Raw genomic sequence first — 18,409 nt, forward strand, 5'->3', positions numbered from 1 at the left:
ACGGCGAAGAGGGCGCCGCACCACCGGTGCGACGCCCTCTCCCGGACGGTCCGTCAGCGGGTGCTGTACTCCACCGCCACGCTGACCACCACCAGTGCCCCGTACACCGCCGCGAGGGTGGTCCGCCCGGTGCCGTACAGGGCGAGCGCGGCCGAGCCGAGGACGAGCAGCTTGAGCGCGATCTCCACGGCGAGCGGCTGCCGGAACCTCGGCCCGCCGGCGGCCAGGAACAGGCCCCAGAGCGCGGCGGCCAGGGCCGGCGCGCCGATCCCCAGCAGGATCCGGGCGGCCAGGCCGGAACCGGTCTTGAAGCCCCAGTAGCAGAGCGCGGCCAGCATCGCGAGCTCCAGCCCGAACGCGAGCCCGCCGTTGACCACGGTCAGCGGCGTCCACTGCCGCTGGCCGACCGGGCCGGGTCTGTCGATCCTCATCCGTGCGCTCTCCCCGTCTCCTCGCGCCGCCCGGGCCGGGCGGCGCTCACGCGGGAGTGTGGCAGTCCGGCCCGGGGGATTCAACGGATCAGCCCAAGGAAGCGCGCAGGAAGGCCAGTTCGGCCTGGGTGACCTGCTCGTTCACCCCGCCCGGGGTCATGTGGGTGACGCCCGGCAGCGGCAGCACGGCGTGCGGGCGGCCGGCCTTGGTGAGGGCTTCGGAGAGCAACAGGGTGTGCGAGGGGTGGACGTTGTCGTCGGCCAGCCCGTGGATCAGCAGCAGCGGCCGGGTCAGCCCCGGCGCGTCGGTGACCAGGCAGTCGTCGGCGTAGCCCTCGGGGTTGTCCTGCGGCAGTCCGAGGTAGCGCTCGGTGTACGCGGTGTCGTAGTGCCGGAAGTCGGTGGGCGGGGCGCCCGCGCAGGCGGCGTGGAAGACCTCCGGGCGGCGCAGCACGGCGAGCGCCGCGAAGTACCCTCCGTAGGACCAGCCGCGCACGCCGACCCGGCCGAGGTCGAGGTCGGGGTGGTCGTCGGAGAGCGCCCGCAGGGCGTTCACCTGGTCGTCCAGTGCCACCTGGGAGAAGCGGCGGAAGATCGCCCGGGTGAAGTCCGGCGAGACGAACGGGGTGCCGCGGTTGTCGGTGGTGACGACGGCGAAGCCCTGGTCGGCCCACCACTGGCGGAGCTGCCAGCGGCGCGGCTCGGCTGCCACGGCCTGGAAGCCGGGCCCGCCGTAGACGTCCAGCAGCACCGGCAGCCGGCGGCCGGGGGTGTGGTCGCGCGGGTACACCACCGCGGTGGGCAGGGCGAGTTCGGTGACCCGGGCGAGCTGCGGCCGGACCCGGTGGGGCAGGGCGGCGCTCAGGTCGGTGAGCGGCAGCTCGCGCCCGTCCAGCAGCAGGCGGCGGCGGATGCCGTCGGCGTCGGCGGTGGTGAGCAGCAGGGTGTCGGCGGCGGCGAGCGCGGAGTGCGCGCCGGGGCCGGTGGTGACGGCCTCGGGTGCGCCGCCGTCCGGGTCGATCAGGTGGACGTACTGGTCGGCCGGGTCGCCCTGGCCGGTCTCGCAGAGCAGCCTGCCGCGCAGCCGTCCGACCACCCGGCGGATCTGCAGGCCGGTGGTGTCCAGCGGCTTGCCGTCCAGGGCGAGGCCGCGGGCCTGCGGGGTGTCGTGGACGGTGAGGAGCCGTCCGTCGGCCAGCCGGGCGGGGGTGCCGGGCAGGTCGTCGACCCAGAACTCGTCGGTGGTGCGGGAGAGTTCGCGGGTCTCGCCGGTGGCCGGGTCGGCGGTCAGCAGCAGCACGTGCTGCTGCAGCCGGTCGGCGACGGTGAGCAGCACCTCGTCGTCCGAGGCCCAGGCGGCGGCGCAGAGGTACGGGAACGTGGCGGTGTCCCAGTACAGGCGGACCCGGCTGCGGTCGAGGCCGAGCACCCAGAGCTGGACGTCCGCGTTGGGGCCGCCGGCCAGCGGGTAGGCGAAGTCCTCGGCGGGCTCGCCGGGGTGGGCCGGGTCGGCGAAGTAGCGCCGGGGGAGAGCGGATTCGTCCACCCGGGCGGCCAGCAACGCGCCGCCGTCCGGGCGCCACCAGTGGCCGCGGGAGCGCCCGAGCTCCTCGGCGGCGGCGAACTCGGCGACGCCCCAGCGGGCGCCGTCGGCGGGCGAGAGCGGTTCGGGGTCGGGGGTGGCGTACAGGGCGTCGTAGGCGACGTAGGCGACGCGCTCGCCGGCGGCGTCCGGTCGGGGGTCGAACGCGGGGCCGGCGACGGGCAGTTCGGTGCCGGTTCCGGTCGCGGTGTCGATGCGGAACAGTCGGCCGTCGAGGGCGAGGACGGCGGTCGCGAGGTCGGCGGTGGCCGCGTACGTGCCGATGCCGGCGGCGACCAGGCGGGTGCGTTCGCGCAGGCGGCGCTCGACGGCGGGCAGGTCGTCACGGTGGCCGGTGCGTCCGGGCGCGAGCACCGCCGGGTCGGCGACCAGCCGTTCCTCGCCGGTGGTGGCGTCGAGCAGGTGGAGGCGGTCGACCGGGTCCTCGGGGCCGGTCGAGCGGAGCAGCAGCAGCCGGGTACCGTCCTCGGCGAGGGTGAACGCGCGTGGCGCACCGAAGGTGAACCGGCCGGTACGGGCACTGAGGGACAGGAAGGCGTCGGTGATGGTCACGGCCCGATCGTGGTCGCGGGGCGCGCCGCCCGACCAGTAGTCTGGCATGTGAAATGTCACACATCATTATCAGGGAGGATGCCGTGATCGAGGACCTGTGGACCGCCGAACCCCCTGCCCCGTTGCCTGCCGCCGACGGGCTGTTCAGCGTCTCGGCGGACGCGGCGCACCTGAACCACGGTTCGTTCGGCGCGGTGCCCGTCCCGGTGCAGCGGGTGCAGGAGCGGTTGCGGACCGAGCACGAGCTGGACCCGGACGACTTCTTCGCCGACCTGCCGGCCCGGGTCGGCGCGGCGCGCCGCCGGATCGCCGCCGACCTGGCCACCGATCCGGACCGGCTCGCCCTGGTCTCCAACGTCACCGAGGCAGCCGCGATAGCCCTGGACACCATCCCGTTCGCGCCCGGTGACCGGATCCTGGTCACCGACCACGGCTACGGCGCGGTCACCCAGGCGGTGGCCCGCAGGGCCGCCGAGACCGGCGCCGAACTGGTCGTCGCGGCGGTGCCCTTGGACGCTCCGGACGATCAGGCCGTCCGGGAGGCGGTGCTCGCCGCCGTCGACGAGCGCGTCACCGTCGCCGTGCTGGACCAGATCACCTCGCCCACCGCCCGCCTGGTCGCCGGCCCGGCCCTGCTCGCCGACCTGCGCGAACGCGGCGTGACCACCGTCGTGGACGGCGCCCACGCGCCCGGCATGCTGCCCGATCCGGTCGACCCGAACGCCGACTTCTGGTTCGGCAACCTGCACAAGTGGGCCTTCGCCCCGCGCGCCACCGGCGTGCTCTCCGTCGGCCCGCAGTGGACGGACCGGGTGCGCCCGCTCGCCCTCTCCTGGGAGCACGACAAGGGCTTCCCGGGCAACGTCGAGTGGCGCGGCACCTGCGACTACACGCCCTGGCTGGCCGCCCCGGCCGGGTTCGACCTGCTGCGCGAGCTCGGCGCGGAGGCGGTGGCCGCGCACAACGCCGGGCTCGCCCGGTACGGCCAGCGGGTGCTCGCCGAGCGGGCCGGTCTGGCGCCGCTGCCCGCGACGCCCGGGGTGTGGATGCGCTCCCTGCGGCTGCCGGCCGGGTGGGTCGAGGCGGAGCAGGACGTGCGGCCGCTGAAGGACGAGGTGCGGCGGCGCCTCGGCACCCGGATCGCGATCCGCCCGTGGGACGGCGGCGGGGTGCTGCGGATCAGCGCGCAGCTGTACAACCGGCCGCAGGAGTACGAGCGGCTGGCGGACGGGCTGGCCGCCCTGTTGAAGGGCTGACGGGTCTGAAGGGCTGGCGGGTCTGAAGGGTTGACCGGCCTGAAGGGCTGACCGGTCACCCGGATCACTCGGAGCCGGCCCGCAGCTCGGCGAGCAGCAGGTTCTGGTCGGCGAGCAGCCCGGTGAGGATCCGCCGGGCCGCTCGCAGCAGGTCGGCGACGTCGCCGCCGGCCAGTGCGTACACCACCGTGCTGCCCTCCCGGGTGGCGGTGACGATGCCGGACCGGCGCAGCACCGCGAGCTGCTGGGAGAGGCTGGAGCGTTCGACCTCCAGCTCGGCGAGCAGGCCGCGGACGGGCGTCGGTCCGGCCTGGAGCAGCTCCAGCACCCGGATCCGGACGGGATGGCCGAGCATCCGGAAGAACTCGGCCTTGGCCTGGTAGAGCGCTACCGCCACGAGGCCCCCCTTTCCTGGTGTCGGTCCGCTCAGACCTCCAGCGAGAGTTCGATCCGCCTGAGGTGGTGGCGGGCCATCGCCAGGTTGGAACGCCCGCGGTTGAGCGCCAGGAAGAGGAAGAGGCCGCGTCCGGTCGGCGTGGTGATCGGCCGGACCAGGTGGTACTGGTTGGTGAGGCTGATCAGGATGTCCTCGATCTCGTTGTCGAGGAGGTTGAGCATCTCCATCGCCCGCATCTTGGCGCGGACCACGTCGGTGTTCCCGGCGGCGGCGAGGTTGAGGTCCAGTTCGCCGCCGTCGCTGAGACTGCCGAGCGCCATGCCGCTGCTGTAGTCGACCAGCGCGACGCCGATCGCGCCGTCGATCGACATGGCCTCTTTGAGGGACGTCTCCAGGTTCGCCATCGTCGGTGTCCTCCCGTGAGTTGGTGGCTGTGGCACCGAAGGTAGGGAAGCGCCGCCGCGTTCCACCGGGGATGACCGGAGACGTCCGAAGCTGGTCGGACTCTGATCACTTGAAGATGTTTGCAACTATGGATGTGAGAGGGAAGTGATCCCGGAGTGATCCCGCAGCCGATCCCGCGCTGTGGAAAAACGGTGCTATCGATGTCAGTGCCGCCGGGTAACCTCTCGCTGAGATGCGAGATCACACCAACCACACCCGGACGGCGATGAACACCCCTGAGCCCCAGCCCCACGTCGACCAGGAGCTCAGCCCCGCCGAGGCGTACGCGGCCAGTCGCCGCCGGGCCAAGGAGCAGGCGGCCGCCCTCCACGGCTTCCAGCAGCTGTACGACTTCCCGCTGGACGACTTCCAGCTGGAGGCCTGCGAGGCGCTGGAGGCCGGCTCCGGCGTCCTGGTCGCCGCGCCCACCGGCTCCGGGAAGACCATCGTCGGCGAGTTCGCCGTGCACCTGGCCCTCCTGGGCGGGCGCAAGTGCTTCTACACGACGCCGATCAAGGCGTTGTCCAACCAGAAGTACGGCGACCTGGTCAAGCGCTACGGCGCCGCCAAGGTCGGCCTGCTCACCGGCGACAACACCGTCAACGGCGACGCCCCCGTGGTGGTCATGACCACCGAGGTGCTGCGCAACATGCTCTACGCGGGCTCCAGCACCCTCGACGGCCTCGGCTACGTCGTCATGGACGAGGTGCACTACCTCGCCGACCGCTTCCGCGGCGCCGTCTGGGAGGAGGTCATCATCCACCTCCCCGAGTCGGTCACCCTCGTCTCGCTCTCCGCGACCGTCTCCAACGCCGAGGAGTTCGGCGACTGGCTGGACACCGTGCGCGGCGGCACCCGGGTGATCGTCTCCGAGACCCGGCCCGTACCGCTGTGGCAGCACGTGATGGCCGGCAACCGGATGTACGACCTGTTCGCCAACCCCGACCGGGACGGCCGCCCCAAGGACGGCCCGCGCAACCCCGGCAAGGCCGTCAACCCCGAGCTGGTCCGGCTCGCCCGCTCCGAGCTCGACCGCAACCCGCGCGACCGGTTCGGCCGCGGCCGGGGCCGCAGCATGCCCAACGGCCGCCCCGGCAAGGTCTGGACGCCGGGCCGGGTGGACGTCATCGACCGGCTCGACGCCGAGGGCCTGCTGCCCGCGATCACCTTCATCTTCAGCCGGGCCGGCTGCGAGGCCGCCGTCCAGCAGTGCCTCAGCTCCGGCCTGCGGCTCAACAAGGACGGGGACCGCGCCCGGGTCCGGGCCATCGTCGAGGAGCGCTGCGCCGACATCCCCGACGAGGACCTGCACGTCCTCGGCTACTTCGAGTGGCTGGACGGGCTGGAGCGCGGCATCGCCGCCCACCACGCCGGGATGCTGCCGCGGTTCAAGGAGGTGGTCGAGGAGCTGTTCGTGAAGGGCCTGGTCAAGGCCGTCTTCGCGACCGAGACCCTGGCGCTCGGCATCAACATGCCCGCCCGCTCGGTGGTCATGGAGAAGCTGGTCAAGTGGAACGGCGAGACCCACGCCGACATCACCCCCGGCGAGTACACCCAGCTCACCGGCCGGGCCGGGCGTCGCGGCATCGACGTCGAGGGCCACGCCGTGGTGCTCTGGCAGCGCGGCCTCGACCCGGAGGCGCTGGCCGGCCTGGCCGGCACCCGCACCTACCCGCTCAAGTCCTCGTTCCGGCCCTCCTACAACATGGCCGTCAACCTGGTCTCCCAGTTCGGCCGGCACCGTTCGCGCGAACTGCTGGAGACCTCCTTCGCCCAGTTCCAGGCCGACCGCTCGGTGGTCGGCATCGCCCGCCAGGTCCAGCGCAACGAGGAGGGGCTGGAGGGCTACCGCGAGTCGATGACCTGCCACCTCGGCGACTTCGACGAGTACATGGAGCTGCGCCGCCGGCTCAAGGACCGGGAGAACGAACTCGCCCGCGAGGGCAGCAGCCAGCGCCGCGCCGCCGCCATCGAGTCCATCGAGCAGCTCAAGCCGGGCGACGTGATCCACGTGCCCACCGGCAAGTTCGCCGGCCTCGCCCTGGTCCTCGACCCGGGCCTGCCGCCGGTCAGCCGCAACGGCCGGGTCGGCGCCCGCCACCCCGACTTCCAGGACGGGCCGCGCCCGGTGGTGCTCACCGCCGAGCGGCAGGTCAAGCGGCTCGCCATGATCGACTTCCCGTACCCGGTCGCCGCCGTCGAGCGGCTGCGCATCCCGAAGTCCTTCAACCCGCGCAGCCCGCAGTCCCGTCGGGACCTCGCCTCCGCGCTGCGCACCAAGGCCGGCCACCTGGAGCCCGAGCGGTTCCGCCGGGGCCGGGCGGCCGCCGCCGACGACCCGGAGATCACCCGGCTGCGCACCGAACTGCGCCAGCACCCCTGCCACGGCTGCGACGAGCGCGAGGACCACGCCCGCTGGGCCGAGCGCTACCACCGCCTGCACCGCGACACCGAGCTGTTGGAACGCCGGATGCGCTCGCGCACCCACACCATCGCCCGCACCTTCGACCGGGTCTGCGGGCTGCTCACCGACCTCGGCTACCTGAGCGGCGACACCGTCACCGACGACGGCAAGCGGCTCGGCCGGCTCTACGGCGAACTCGACCTGCTCGCCTCCGAGTGCATCCGCGAGGGCGTCTGGAGCGGCCTGGACGCCGCCGAACTCGCCGCCTGCGCATCGGCGTTGGTCTTCGAGGCGCGCCAGGCCGACGACGCCACCGCCCCCCGGGTGCCGGAGGGCGCGGCCAAGGAGGCGCTGGGCCAGATGGTCCGGATCTGGGGCCACCTGGACGCCCTGGAGGAGCAGCACCGGATCAACACCGCCGAGGGCGTCGGCCAGCGCGAGCCCGACCTGGGCTTCGCCTGGGCCGCCCACCGCTGGGCCCTCGGCCACAGCCTGGACCAGGTGCTGCGCGACGCCGACATGCCGGCCGGCGACTTCGTCCGCTGGACCAAGCAGCTGATCGACGTCCTCGGCCAGATCCAGGACGCGGCCGGCGAGGACGCCGAACTGCGACGGACGGCCCGCAAGGCCGTCGACGGCCTGCGCCGCGGCATCATCGCGTACTCCTCGGTGGGCTGACACCGCACCCCGCAGGGGCCCGCACGTTCGACATCGAACGTGCGGGCCCTTCCGCGTGCCCGGTGCCTTCCCAACGCTGAACGGTGGAAGCCGCCAGGCCGCCACCCCCCACCGCTTCGGCTGCGCCTCGCCTCTCGCGGATGCCGTAGGCGCGATTGCTTCTGTCGAATGAGTGATGCCGGTCTTCGAGGAACTCGAAGACCGGCATCAGGCCCCGCGGTTACTGCCTTCGCCTACCTGCTCCGGACGATGACGGCTGACGAACTCGACTACCACGTCTGGTTTCGGCGGGCCTCGCTCGAGTCGAGCGAGGCCCGCCAACCACAACTCCCCCCATCCCCCGTCGCCGCTCCAACGGGAATGGAAGCGGCGAGGCGCAGCCCGAAGCCGCACGGGAGGTGCTGCGCGGGAAATCGACCCGGCCGACTTCCTAGTTCTGGGGGCGCCCCGACCCTGCGGCGTCGAGACGGCGGACCAGCTCGCGCAGGGCGCGGAGTTCGCGGTCCAGGGCCTGCGCGCCCTGCGTGGTGAGGGTGACCCAGGTGCGCGGGCGGCGGCCGGCGTAGCCCTTGGTGACCGTGACCAGGCCGGAGTCCTCCAGGACTTTCAGGTGCCGGGACAGGTTGCCGTCGGTGAGGCCCAGCTCCTGCTTGAGGAAGCCGAACTCGACCCTCTCGGCCTCGCGGGTGACGGTCAGCACGCCGAGCCGGACCCGTTGGTGGACGGTGTCGTCCAGGTCCAGGGTCGGGTGCTGTCCCTCGGGCTCCCCGGGTCCGTCGGGTCCTCCGGGCCCCGCGGCCTTGGCCTGGCCTTCTTGTCCGCCGCCCGTTCCGTCGGGCGCCTGCGCAACGCTCATGGGGTGACCGTACGGGACGGTGCCGGTTCGCGGCGGGCCGCGGTCCATTGGGCCAGCCCGGCGGCCAGCAGGATCGTGGCCAGCAGTAGTGCCTTGAGCTGCGGGCCGTCGGCCCAGCCACCGTCACCCCGGTCGAGCCACGGCAGCCAGCCGCTCTCCCAAGGTGCCGCGAGGTAGGCGGTGAGCAGCGCGGTGTGGGCGAGGCCGGCGCCGGCGACCAGCGGGCTGTGCTCGGTCAGGCCGAGGACGAGCAGGCCGATGCCGATCACGTACCAGGGCGAGGCGTAGCTGTTGGCCAGCAGGGAGAGTGTGAACGGCGTCCGGTCCGAGAAGAGCAACGCGAGCAGTACGGCGGCGATCAGGACGCCGGCACCGGCCGCGGCGCCGAGCCAGGTGGCGCGGTGCGGGACGACGCCGCGCGCCTCGCCGCGTCGCTTGTACCAGCGGGCCAGAGCGATCCACGCCAGCGGGAGCAGCGCGAACCAGATCCCCCAGCCGAGGAAGCGCAGGACCGCCCCGTCGAATTCGTGGGCATCGCAGGCGGCATCCGGCGCGTGGGTGACGCAGAGGTCGGTCAGCTGCGCGTACGCGAAGGCCGGGTACGACTCGACGTTCCGCCCGTTGGCGCCGAAGTTGTAGGCCCGTCCGGCGATCGGCGCGGCGGTCAGTGAGAGCAGGCCGAAGCCCAGGAGCGGCACCCCCGCGCCGCGCAGTCGGGTGCGGGTTCGGGCCCGCAACCCTTCGGTGGCGGCCAGCAGTTCGGCCGGGTTGCCGCGTTGCAGTTCTTCCATGATCCACCCCTGTTGTGCTTGATCGTGGAAGATACTTTGCAGTGCAAAGTAGATTGCGGTCAAGAGTTCATGGGGAGGCAAAGCAGAAGTCGGTCCGGGAACGCCGGAGGGGCCCGCCGCGCGATGCGACGGGCCCCTCCGGGCGCGGGGTCAGCGGGTGACGAGCGCCTCCAGGAGGCGTTCCAGGGAGGTGCCGAGGCCCCAGCGGGCGGAGAGGTGCTCCAGGGTCATCGGGTCCAGCGGCTCGCGGGGGAGTGCCGGGTCGACCTCGGGCAACGGGGCGTCGGCGGCGACCCGGACCACCGTCGGGGCGACGTCGAGGTAGGCCGCGCCCTCGACGATGTTGCGGCGGCGGGCCGGAGTCAGTCGGGAGCCGACGTCGAGTGCGGCGGCCCGGATGCCCGCGAGGTCCCCGTACTCGTCGATCAACTGGGCGGCGGTCTTCTCGCCGATGCCCTTGACCCCGGGCAGGCCGTCGCTCGGGTCCCCGCGCAGGGCGGCCATGTCGGCGTACTGGGCGCCGCGCACGCCGTACTTCTCCAGCAGCAGTGCGTCGTCGGTGACCTGGAGGTTGCCCATGCCCTTGACCGGGTAGAGCACGGTGATCCCGCGGGCGTCGTCGACCAGTTGGAAAAGGTCGCGGTCGCCGGTGACGATCTGCACCGGCCCCTTCGCGCGGGCGGTCAGGGTGCCGATCACGTCGTCCGCCTCGTAGCCGGGGGAGCCGATCCGGGCGATGCCGAGCGCGTCCAGCACCTGCTCGATCACCGGGACCTGCGGGGCCAGCGTGTCCGGCACCTCCTCCTCGCCGTCCTCGGCGGCCTCGGCGACCCGGTGGGTCTTGTACGAGGGGATGAGGTCCACCCGCCACTGCGGGCGCCAGTCGGCGTCCATGCAGGCGACGAGCTGGTCGGGGCGGTGGTCGTGGACCAGCCGGGCGATGAAGTCCAGCAGGCCGCGGACGGCGTTGACCGGTTCACCCTGCGGGGAGCGCAGGGTGTCCGGCACGCCGTAGTAGGCCCGGAAGTACAGGCTGGCGGAGTCGAGGAGCATCAGTCGCGGTGCGGTCACGGGTCAGATCATGCCGTACGGGGGCGACAGCCGGCGGTCTTCAGTGCTCGTGCGGGCCGGCGCGGTGCACCGGGCCGTGCGCGTCGGCGCAGTGCTCGGCCGGCTGCTCGCCCGGGGCGACGATCTGCAGCAGCGCGCCCGCCGCGTCCTCGCCGACGTGGTCGACCTGGAGCGTGCTGTGCGTGATGCCGTACTCGTCGCCCAGCCGGCGCTGCAGCTCGCGCCGGACGGCGTGGCAGTCGCCGCCGGGGGTGACCAGGATGTGCGCGGACAGCGCCGGCTGGCCGGAGGTGATCTCCCAGATGTGCAGGTCGTGGATCTCCTCCACCAGCGGCTGGGCGACCATCCGGTCGGCCACCGCGTCCGGGTCGATCCCGGCCGGAGCGGCCTCCAGGAAGATCCGCCCGGAGTCGCGGACCAGGCCGATGCCGGCCTTGAGCATCAGCGCGACCACGATCAGCGAGGCGATCGCGTCGGCCCGGGCGAAGCCGGTGGTCAGCATGACCGCGCCGGCGACGGCGGTGGCGATGAACGCGTACAGGTCGGTCAGCACGTGCTGGAAGGCGCCCTCGACGTTCAGCGAACTGCGGTTGGCCTTCGACATGCACCAGGCGGCGGCCAGGTTGACCACGATCCCGATCAGCGCGGTGACCAGCACCAGCGAGCCGGCGACCTCCGGCGGCTCGAACAGCCGGGTGATCGCCTCGTAGCCGAGCCAGGCGGACAGCACCAGCAGGGTGACGCCGTTGGCCTGCGCGGACAGGATCTCGGCGCGCTTGAGGCCGTAGGTGTAGCCGCCGCGGGCCGGGCGGGCGGCGAGGCGCATCGCGACCAGCGCGAGGACGATCGAGGCGGCGTCGGTGAGCATGTGCGCCGCGTCGGAGATCAGGGCCAGGGACTTCGCGGCGAAGCCGACCACGACCTCGCCGGCCATGAAGACGACGATGAGGGCGAGGGCGCCGAGCAGCCAGCGGCGGTCGGCGTCGGCGGCGACGCCGTGCGAGTGGCCGCCGTGGCCGTGACCGCCGTGCGAGTGCCCGCCGTGCCCGTGGCCGCGGTCTTTCGGGCCGTGGTCGTGCGCGGGCTGGTGGTCATGCGCATGATCATCGAGGGAATGCTCGTGCCCGGCCATCGAAGTCCTCTCTGGACGCACGGGTGGGAGGGGCGGGGTCGCGATCGCCCCGCATCCGAAGTGAACCTCAGATCGGACAAAGATCCAAAGGCTGTACTGGTGACCGTTGTCGTTGCCGTTCGGATGCCCTGCGCCGAACGGGTGGCGCGGCCCGCGGGGCGGCCTCCCGACTGCTCAACGCGGCCGCCCTCGGCGGGTTACCCGGGGCCGGTGGCGGCCGGATTGCCGGCGGCATAGACCCTGGTCAGAGCCGGATGACGGCCTCACTCGAACGGGTGAGGTGAGTTTGCGCGGCGACGCGGGATTCGACGACGATCATGGCCCGTGAGGATCGCTACTGCGGATACCGTCCGCTGGCTCGTCGAACTCGAGGCAACGGCCGAAGAGCTGATGAACCGTCACTTGGCGTCGGCTCGCGAGTGGTTCCCGTACCAGTACGTCCCGTGGAGCCTCGGCCGGGACTTCGACGGCCCGCTCGACGGCGAGCCCCGGCACCCCGGGCAGTCCGCGCTCAGCCCCGCCCTGCGCTCCGCCCTGGTCGTCAACCTGCTGACCGAGGACAACCTGCCCGCCTACCACTGGATCATCGGCGCGCAGACCTCCCGGGACGGCGCCTGGGGGGCCTGGCTGCACCAGTGGACCGCCGAGGAGGACCGGCACGCCTCCGCCCTGCGCGGATACCTGCACGCCGCCCGCGCCGTCGACCCGGTCGCCCTGGAACGCGCCAGGACGGCCCACCTGGGCACCGGCGCCGCGCCGGAGCCCGAGGGTGTCCTCGGACTGGTCGCCTACGCCGCCGTCCAGGAGCTGGCTACCCGGGTCAGCCACCGCAACGCCGGCCGGCTCGGCGGCGACCCGGTCTGCGACCGGTTGCTCGCCCGGATCGCCCAGGACGAGAACCTGCACATGGTGTTCTACCGGGAACTGCTGCGCGCGGCCCTGGAGTTGGACGCCGACCAGGTGCTCGTCACGCTCGACGAGACCGTCCGCGGCTTCGCCATGCCGGGCCAGGGCATGCCCGGCTTCGGCCGGATGGCCGTCGAGGTCGCGGTGGCCGGGGTCTACGACCCGCGGGTGCACCACGACGAGGTGCTCGTCCCGTTGCTGCGCGCCCTCCGGGTCCACGACCTGGCCGGGCTCGGCCCCGCCGGGGAGCCGGCCCGCGACCGGATCGCCGCGCACGTCGAGCAGCTGGACGCCCGGGCCACCCGCTTCGTCGAACGCCGCGCCCGGACCCTCGCCGTCCGGGCCCGCCATGCCGGATCCGCCTGAGCCCCGCCCCTTTGCCGCCCGATCGAACAGGAACCGCATGACCATCACCACCGCCGGCAGCAGCGCCGCCGACATCGAGTTCCACTACGACCTCGGCAACGACTTCTACGCCCTCTGGCTCGACGAGACGCTCGCCTACACCGCCGCCCGGTGGGACGGCATCTCCCCCGACGAGCCGGACGCCACCGCGCTGCCCCGCGCCCAGCGCGCCAAACTCGACCACCACCTGGACCTGGTCGGTGCCCGCCCCGGCGACGGCCTGCGGTTGCTGGACGTCGGCTGCGGCTGGGGCGCGATGCTGGAGCACGCGAGCCGCGACGACCGGGTCGCCGAGGCCGTCGGCCTGACCATCTCCCGGGCCCAGTACGAGTTCCTCGCCGCCCGCGCCCTGCCCGGCGTCGAACCCCGGCTGGAGAGCTGGGAGGACCACACCCCCGAGCGCGCCTACGACGCCGTCGTCTCGATGGGCGCCTTCGAACACTTCGCCACCGCCGGGATGGCCAGGGCCGAGCGGCTCGACGGCTACGCCCGCTACTTCGAGGCCTGCCACCGCTGGCTGCGCCGCGGCGGCCGGATGTCGCTGCAGACCATCGCCTACGACGGCGCCGTCGACGGCTCCGGCCCGGTCGGCGAGTTCGTCGGCAGCGACATCTTCCCGGGCGGCCGACTGCCCCGGCTGAGCGAGATCGCCGCCGCCTGCGACCCGTACTTCTCGGTGGTCGCGCTCACCGCCTCGGCCGAGGACTATTCCCGCACCCTGGCCTCCTGGTCGGCGCGGCTGCTGCGGGCCCGCGAGGAGGCCGAGCGGCTGGTCGGCCCCGAGGGCTACCGGCGTTACCGGCGCTACCTGCGGGCCAGCGAGGTGACCTTCCTGCGCGGCGCGGCCACGCTGTACCGGATCGGCTTCCGGCGGCGTGACGAACCGCTCCGGCTGCCGGTCTGAGGCCCGGGCGTGCACCCCTCGGACACGGTGCTCCCGCCGTACCGGGCCTGGGCGGCCGTCGCGGTGGTCTGCGCCGCGCTGTTCCTGCTCGGTCTGGACTTCACCGTCCTCAACGTGGCGATCCCCCGCCTGCGCACCGACCTCGGCCCCACCCTCGCCGAGACCCAGTGGATCGTCGACGGCTATGCCCTCGCGCTCGGCGGCTGCGTGCTGGCCGCCGGCGCGCTCGGCGACCGGTACGGCCGGCGGAAGGCCTTCCTCGCGGGCCTGGCGCTCTGCGCGGCCGCCTCGGCGGCCGGCACGCTCGGCACCGGTGCCGCCCAGCTGGTCGCCGCCCGCTGCGGGATGGGCCTCGGCGCGGCCCTGTTCATGCCCGCGACCCTCTCCACCGTCGTGCACGTGCTGCCCGAACCGGCCGCCCGGAAGCGGGCGATCGGGATCTGGGCGGCGGTGGCCGGGGTCGGCGCGGTGTTCGGCCCGGTCGCCGGCGGCCTGTTGGTCGAGCGGTACGGCTGGCAGTCGGCGTTCTGGCTGAACGTCCCGGTCATCGCGCTGATCGCCGCGGCGGCGGTCGTCCTGCTGCCCGAGTCCCGCGACTCCGATGCCCGCCCGCTGGACGGGCCCGGCGCGCTGCTGTCCTGCACCGGGCTGCTCGCGCTGGTCTGGGGCGTGATCGAGGCCCCGGGTCTCGGCTGGACCAGCCCCGGGGTGCTGGCCGCCGGCGCGCTCGCCGTCCTGCTGGTGGCCGCCTTCGTCCGGCGTCAACTCCGGTGCGCGGCACCGATGGTGCCCGTCCGGCTGCTCAGCGGCGGACCGGTCTGGCCGGCCACCGCCGCGCTCGCCCTGATGTCCTTCGCGATGTTCGGCGCGATGTTCCTGCTCACCCTCTACCTCCAGCAGATCCGCGGCCTGACCGCCTGGCAGGCCGGGATGCGGATGATCCCGCTCTCGCTCGGCCTCGCCGCCGGCGCGCTCCTCGGGCCACTGCTGGCGCGGCGGTCGGGCGCGCGGGTGCCGTGCGCCGGGGGACTGCTGCTGATCGCCGCCGGGTTCGTCCAACTCGGCGGGCTGGAAGCCGGGTCGGGGGACGTCCCGGTGCTGCTCTTCGAGGCCCTCGCCGGGCTCGGCGCCGGGCTGCTCGCGCCGGTCGCCACCGAACTGGTGATGGGCGCCGTCCCGGCCGCCGCGGCCGGCGTCGGCTCCGCGCTCAACGACGCCACCCGGCAGGTCGGTTCGACCCTCGGAGTCGCGGTGCTCGGCTCCGTCCTCGCCACCTCGCTCACCGACACCGCGCCCGGCGACCAGATCGCCTTCACCGAAGGCCTCACCGCGGCGGCCGTGGTGGGCGGCGCCGTCGCCCTGGTCGCCGCCGTCCTCGCCTGGTTCCGGCTGCCCGGGCGCCGGCCCCGGCCCGTCCTCGTGCCCGACCGTGACCTCTCAACCACCCAGAGATGAAAGGCAGTTCACCATGTCCACCGCCTACGAAACGATCCGCGCCAGCCTCGTCGACGAGTTCGACGTCGCCCCCGCCATGGTCACCCCCGACGCCACCCTCGCCTCGCTGGCGCTCGACAGCCTCGCCCTGGTCGAGCTCTCCCTGGTGGTGGAGGAGCGGCTCGGCGTCACCGTCGCCGACGTCACCCCGGACCGCACCCTCGGTGAACTCGCCGCCCACGCGGACGCCGCCCTGGCCGCCGGCGCCGTCAGTTGAGCGCCCGCGCGGTGGCCGTCACCGGGCTCGGGCTGGTCACGCCCGCCGGCACCGGGGCGGCCGCCGTCTGGGAGCGTTTCCTCGGCGCCGAGCCCACCGCCGGGACCGACCCCGAACTCGCCGGCCTGAACGTCGACTTCTCCTGCCAGGTGGCCGACTTCGACCCGTCCGCGCTACTCGGCGGGCGGCTCGCCCGCCGCCTCGACCGCTTCGCCCAACTCGCCCTGGTCGCCGCCCGGCAGGCCGTCGCCGACGCCGCGCTCGACCCGGCCGCCTGGGACGGTACCCGGGTCGGCGTGGTCCTCGGCGTCAGCGCCAACAGCGTGCAGACCTATGCGGTCGAGTACGCCCGGCTGGAGCAGGGCCGGGCCGACCGGGTCTCCCCGCTGATGCTGCCGCGCAGCATCCCCAACATGGCGGCCGGCGAGGTCGGCCTCGACCTGGGCATCCGCGGCCCCGGCCTGGTGGTCAGCACCGCCTGCGCCTCCGGCACCACCGCGCTCGCCCTCGGCGCCGACCTGATCCGGGCCGGCACCTGCGACCTCGTCCTCGCCGGCGGCACCGACAGCCCCCGCACCCCGATGACGGCCGTCGCCTTCGACCGGCTCGGCGCGCTCTCCCGCCGACGGCACGACCCGGCCGGCGCCTCCCGCCCCTTCGACGCCGACCGGGACGGCTTCGTCCTCGGCGAGGGCGCCGGCGTCCTCGTCCTCGAACGCGCCGAACACGCCCGGGCCCGCGGCGCGCGCCCCCGCGCCTACCTGGCCGGACACGGCGCCGCCGGCGACGCCCACCACTTCACCGCCCCACACCCCGGCGGCGACGGCCTCGCCCGCGCCGTCCGCGCGGCCCTCACGGACGCCGGGCTCGCCCCGCACGAGATCGGGCACGTCAACGCGCACGGCACCGGCACCCTGCTCAACGACCCCGCCGAGGCGGCCGCCCTGCGGCAGGTCTTCCACCGGCCGCCGCCGGTCACCGCCAACAAGAGCGTCATCGGCCACACCATGGGCGCGGCCGGCGCGATCGAGGCCGCCGTCACCGTCCTCACCCTTCAGCACCGGCTCATCCCGCCCACCGCCAACCTCGACCGGCTCGACGACGCGATCGACCTCGACGTGGTCGCCAAGGCGCCGCGCCCGCTCGCCGTCCCGGCCGCCCTGTCCGTCTCCAGCGGCTTCGGCGGGCAGAACGCCGCCCTCGTCCTCACCGCCGCCTGATCCCGGAGCACCGTCATGCGCCGCCCCGCCACCCGGCTCGCCCGGCTCGCCCGGCTGTACACCCACCTGCTGGCCCACCGCCCGCCCGCCGACTGGTCCGTCCCGGTCGCCGACGGACGGTACGGGCCGGCCGAACCCGCCGCCGAAGACCGGCCGCTCACCCTGCTGATGCTCGGCGACTCGCTCGCCCAGAGCTTCGGCGCCCACCGGCCCGAGCAGACCCTCGGCGCCCGGCTCGCCCAGGGACTCTCCGAGGGCACCGGCCGCCCGGTGGACCTCCGGGTCCTGGCCCGGGTCGGCGCCACCACCGCCGCGGTCGGCCGCCAGGTGTTGCGCGCCGCCCGGCTGCGGCCCGGCATCGCGGTCCTGATCGTCGGCGGCAACGACGTCCTGCTGCCGAGCCCGCTCGGCCGCTCCGCCCGCCGCTTCGCCCACCTCGCCCAGAACCTGCGCGACGCCGGCTGGCAGCTGGTCGTGGTGCCCTGCCCCGACCCCGGTCACGCCCCCGGCTTCCGCGTCCACGCCCGCTGGATCGGCCGCTACCGCTCCCGCCGCCTCGCCCGCTTCCACACCCGCACCGCCGAGCGGGTCGGCGCCCACCTGGCCGCCACCTCGGGCCCCGAGTTCCGGGACCAGGCGGCCCACCTCCTCGGCCCCGACGGCGTCCACCCCTCGCCCCACGGCTACGCCACCCACGCCGCCCGGATGCTGCCCACCCTGCTCGCCGCCGCCCACCACCCCGAACCGGCCGCGCACGTCTGACCCCGGAACACCGGGGCCCGCGAATGCGGAGGCCCCCGCGCTCCGGAGACGGAGCGCGGGGGCCTCCCGGGCCGAAACCCGACTCCCCGGCGGCCTGACGGCGGCGCCCCGGCTACCCCGGCAGCACCGCGTCCAACTGCGCCGCGGTGGCCGCCCGGACGAGGGCCCGCATGACCCGCAGGTCGTCCCCCTGCTCCGGGTGCCACTGCACGCCCAGGGTGAACCCCGGACCCTCGACCGCCTCCACCGTCCCGTCCGGCGCATGGGCGCCGACCCGCAGGCCCGTCCCGACCCGGTCGACGGCCTGGTGGTGGAAGGTCGGCACCTCCACCTCGCTCTCCGGCAGCAGCCCGCCGAGCAGCGTCCCCGGTACGGGCCGCACCAGGTGCGTCCCGTACCCGCCGTCGGTGCCGCCGTGGACGTCCACCGGCAGGACGTCCGGGAGGTGTTGGACGAGCGTCCCCCCGCAGACGACGTTCAGCACCTGCATGCCCCGGCAGATCCCCAGCAGCGGCATCCCGGCCGCCAGGGCCGCCCGGAGCAGGGCCGCCTCCCACTGGTCCCGTTCCGGGGAGTCGACCTCGGTGCGGGGGTGGGCGGGCTGCCCGTAGTAGGCCGGGTCGATGTCCGGCCCGCCGGCGATGACGAGGGCGTCGAGCCGGGCGAGCACCTCGGGTGCGCGTTCGGGGGCGTCGGGCGGCAGGAGTACCGCGATCCCGCCGGAGTCCTGGACGTACGCGGTGTACTGCTCGGGCACCAGGGCCACCCGGCGGCCCCGCCAGTTGCTCCAACTCGCGTCGACCACGTAGGTGCTGACGCCGATGAAAGGCCTGCGATCCATGGCGCGCATTCTCCTCCCGTACCGCCTGATCCCCCGTCAATCACG

At 74.1% G+C, this 18,409-nt stretch carries 17 protein-coding genes; 8 read left to right on the forward strand and 9 right to left on the reverse strand.

Going from position 1 to position 18,409, the window contains the following annotated elements; genetic code table 11:
• Window positions 1-53: 53 nt before the first annotated feature.
• Window positions 54-431: a YrdB family protein gene (locus tag ACIO5E_RS12205; RefSeq protein WP_400666416.1), complete on the reverse strand. Its 378-nt coding sequence runs from the start codon at window positions 429-431 to the stop codon at window positions 54-56.
• Between the two features lie 88 nt (window positions 432-519).
• Complete coding sequence (locus ACIO5E_RS12210; RefSeq protein ID WP_400666419.1) at window positions 520-2,586, reverse strand: prolyl oligopeptidase family serine peptidase; 2,067 nt, start codon at window positions 2,584-2,586, stop codon at window positions 520-522.
• A gap of 83 nt (window positions 2,587-2,669) precedes the next feature.
• On the opposite strand from ACIO5E_RS12210, the gene ACIO5E_RS12215 reads away from it, so the two are divergent.
• The gene (locus ACIO5E_RS12215; protein WP_400666421.1) at window positions 2,670-3,842 is read left to right on the forward strand and encodes an aminotransferase class V-fold PLP-dependent enzyme; all 1,173 of its coding nucleotides are present in this window, start codon (window positions 2,670-2,672) and stop codon (window positions 3,840-3,842) included.
• A gap of 64 nt (window positions 3,843-3,906) precedes the next feature.
• On the opposite strand, the gene ACIO5E_RS12220 is transcribed toward ACIO5E_RS12215, so the two are convergent.
• Window positions 3,907-4,239, reverse strand: a complete 333-nt coding sequence (locus ACIO5E_RS12220; RefSeq protein ID WP_280681733.1) for a metalloregulator ArsR/SmtB family transcription factor — start codon at window positions 4,237-4,239, stop codon at window positions 3,907-3,909.
• A gap of 29 nt (window positions 4,240-4,268) precedes the next feature.
• A complete protein-coding gene (locus tag ACIO5E_RS12225; protein WP_280681732.1) occupies window positions 4,269-4,643 on the reverse strand; it encodes a hypothetical protein in 375 nt (124 codons plus the stop codon).
• 266 nt (window positions 4,644-4,909) lie between these two features.
• Here ACIO5E_RS12225 and ACIO5E_RS12230 point away from each other — a divergent pair, with 266 nt between their 5' ends.
• Window positions 4,910-7,765 (forward strand): DEAD/DEAH box helicase, encoded by a 2,856-nt coding sequence (locus ACIO5E_RS12230; RefSeq protein ID WP_400667065.1) that lies wholly within the window; start codon window positions 4,910-4,912, stop codon window positions 7,763-7,765.
• Window positions 7,766-8,195: 430 nt separating this feature from the next.
• Here the strand turns inward: ACIO5E_RS12230 and ACIO5E_RS12235 are convergent, their stop codons facing one another.
• The 4 genes from ACIO5E_RS12235 to ACIO5E_RS12250 all read right to left on the reverse strand — a co-directional run bounded on the left by ACIO5E_RS12235 (window position 8,196) and on the right by ACIO5E_RS12250 (window position 11,615).
• On the reverse strand, window positions 8,196-8,621 hold the full coding sequence (locus ACIO5E_RS12235; protein WP_400666425.1) for a winged helix-turn-helix domain-containing protein: 426 nt from the start codon (window positions 8,619-8,621) through the stop codon (window positions 8,196-8,198).
• Window positions 8,618-9,412: a hypothetical protein gene (locus ACIO5E_RS12240; protein ID WP_400666427.1), complete on the reverse strand. Its 795-nt coding sequence runs from the start codon at window positions 9,410-9,412 to the stop codon at window positions 8,618-8,620. The genes ACIO5E_RS12235 and ACIO5E_RS12240 overlap by 4 nt, the downstream gene beginning before the upstream one ends.
• Window positions 9,413-9,562: 150 nt before the next feature.
• Window positions 9,563-10,465, reverse strand: coding sequence for a 5'-3' exonuclease H3TH domain-containing protein (locus ACIO5E_RS12245; RefSeq protein WP_400667067.1), 903 nt, complete (start codon window positions 10,463-10,465; stop codon window positions 9,563-9,565).
• Window positions 10,466-10,523: 58 nt separating this feature from the next.
• Complete coding sequence (locus ACIO5E_RS12250; RefSeq protein WP_400666429.1) at window positions 10,524-11,615, reverse strand: cation diffusion facilitator family transporter; 1,092 nt, start codon at window positions 11,613-11,615, stop codon at window positions 10,524-10,526.
• Window positions 11,616-11,939: 324 nt separating this feature from the next.
• On the opposite strand from ACIO5E_RS12250, the gene ACIO5E_RS12255 reads away from it, so the two are divergent.
• From ACIO5E_RS12255 to ACIO5E_RS12280, 6 genes are read left to right on the forward strand one after another with little or no spacing between them, the layout of a single operon-like run.
• Window positions 11,940-12,887, forward strand: a complete 948-nt coding sequence (locus ACIO5E_RS12255; RefSeq protein ID WP_400666432.1) for an acyl-ACP desaturase — start codon at window positions 11,940-11,942, stop codon at window positions 12,885-12,887.
• A gap of 37 nt (window positions 12,888-12,924) precedes the next feature.
• Window positions 12,925-13,830 (forward strand): class I SAM-dependent methyltransferase, encoded by a 906-nt coding sequence (locus ACIO5E_RS12260; RefSeq protein ID WP_400666434.1) that lies wholly within the window; start codon window positions 12,925-12,927, stop codon window positions 13,828-13,830.
• 9 nt (window positions 13,831-13,839) lie between these two features.
• Window positions 13,840-15,285 carry an MFS transporter gene (locus tag ACIO5E_RS12265; RefSeq protein WP_400666436.1) on the forward strand — a complete coding sequence of 482 codons (1,446 nt, stop codon included), beginning with the start codon at window positions 13,840-13,842 and terminating at the stop codon, window positions 15,283-15,285.
• Between the two features lie 13 nt (window positions 15,286-15,298).
• Window positions 15,299-15,541 carry an acyl carrier protein gene (locus ACIO5E_RS12270; RefSeq protein ID WP_400666438.1) on the forward strand — a complete coding sequence of 81 codons (243 nt, stop codon included), beginning with the start codon at window positions 15,299-15,301 and terminating at the stop codon, window positions 15,539-15,541.
• Window positions 15,538-16,761, forward strand: coding sequence for a beta-ketoacyl-[acyl-carrier-protein] synthase family protein (locus ACIO5E_RS12275; protein WP_400666440.1), 1,224 nt, complete (start codon window positions 15,538-15,540; stop codon window positions 16,759-16,761). Before ACIO5E_RS12270 ends, ACIO5E_RS12275 begins: the two co-directional genes overlap by 4 nt.
• Before the next feature lie 15 nt (window positions 16,762-16,776).
• Entirely contained in the window at window positions 16,777-17,523 is a 747-nt protein-coding gene (locus ACIO5E_RS12280) for an SGNH/GDSL hydrolase family protein (RefSeq protein WP_400666442.1), read from the forward strand.
• A gap of 112 nt (window positions 17,524-17,635) precedes the next feature.
• Here ACIO5E_RS12280 and ACIO5E_RS12285 read toward each other — a convergent pair whose 3' ends face one another.
• Window positions 17,636-18,364, reverse strand: coding sequence for a gamma-glutamyl-gamma-aminobutyrate hydrolase family protein (locus tag ACIO5E_RS12285; protein ID WP_400666444.1), 729 nt, complete (start codon window positions 18,362-18,364; stop codon window positions 17,636-17,638).
• Window positions 18,365-18,409: the final 45 nt, after the last annotated feature.

Origin of the sequence: Kitasatospora sp. NPDC087314, assembly GCF_044744365.1 — a bacterium.
Taxonomy (GTDB): Bacteria; Actinomycetota; Actinomycetes; order Streptomycetales; family Streptomycetaceae; genus Kitasatospora.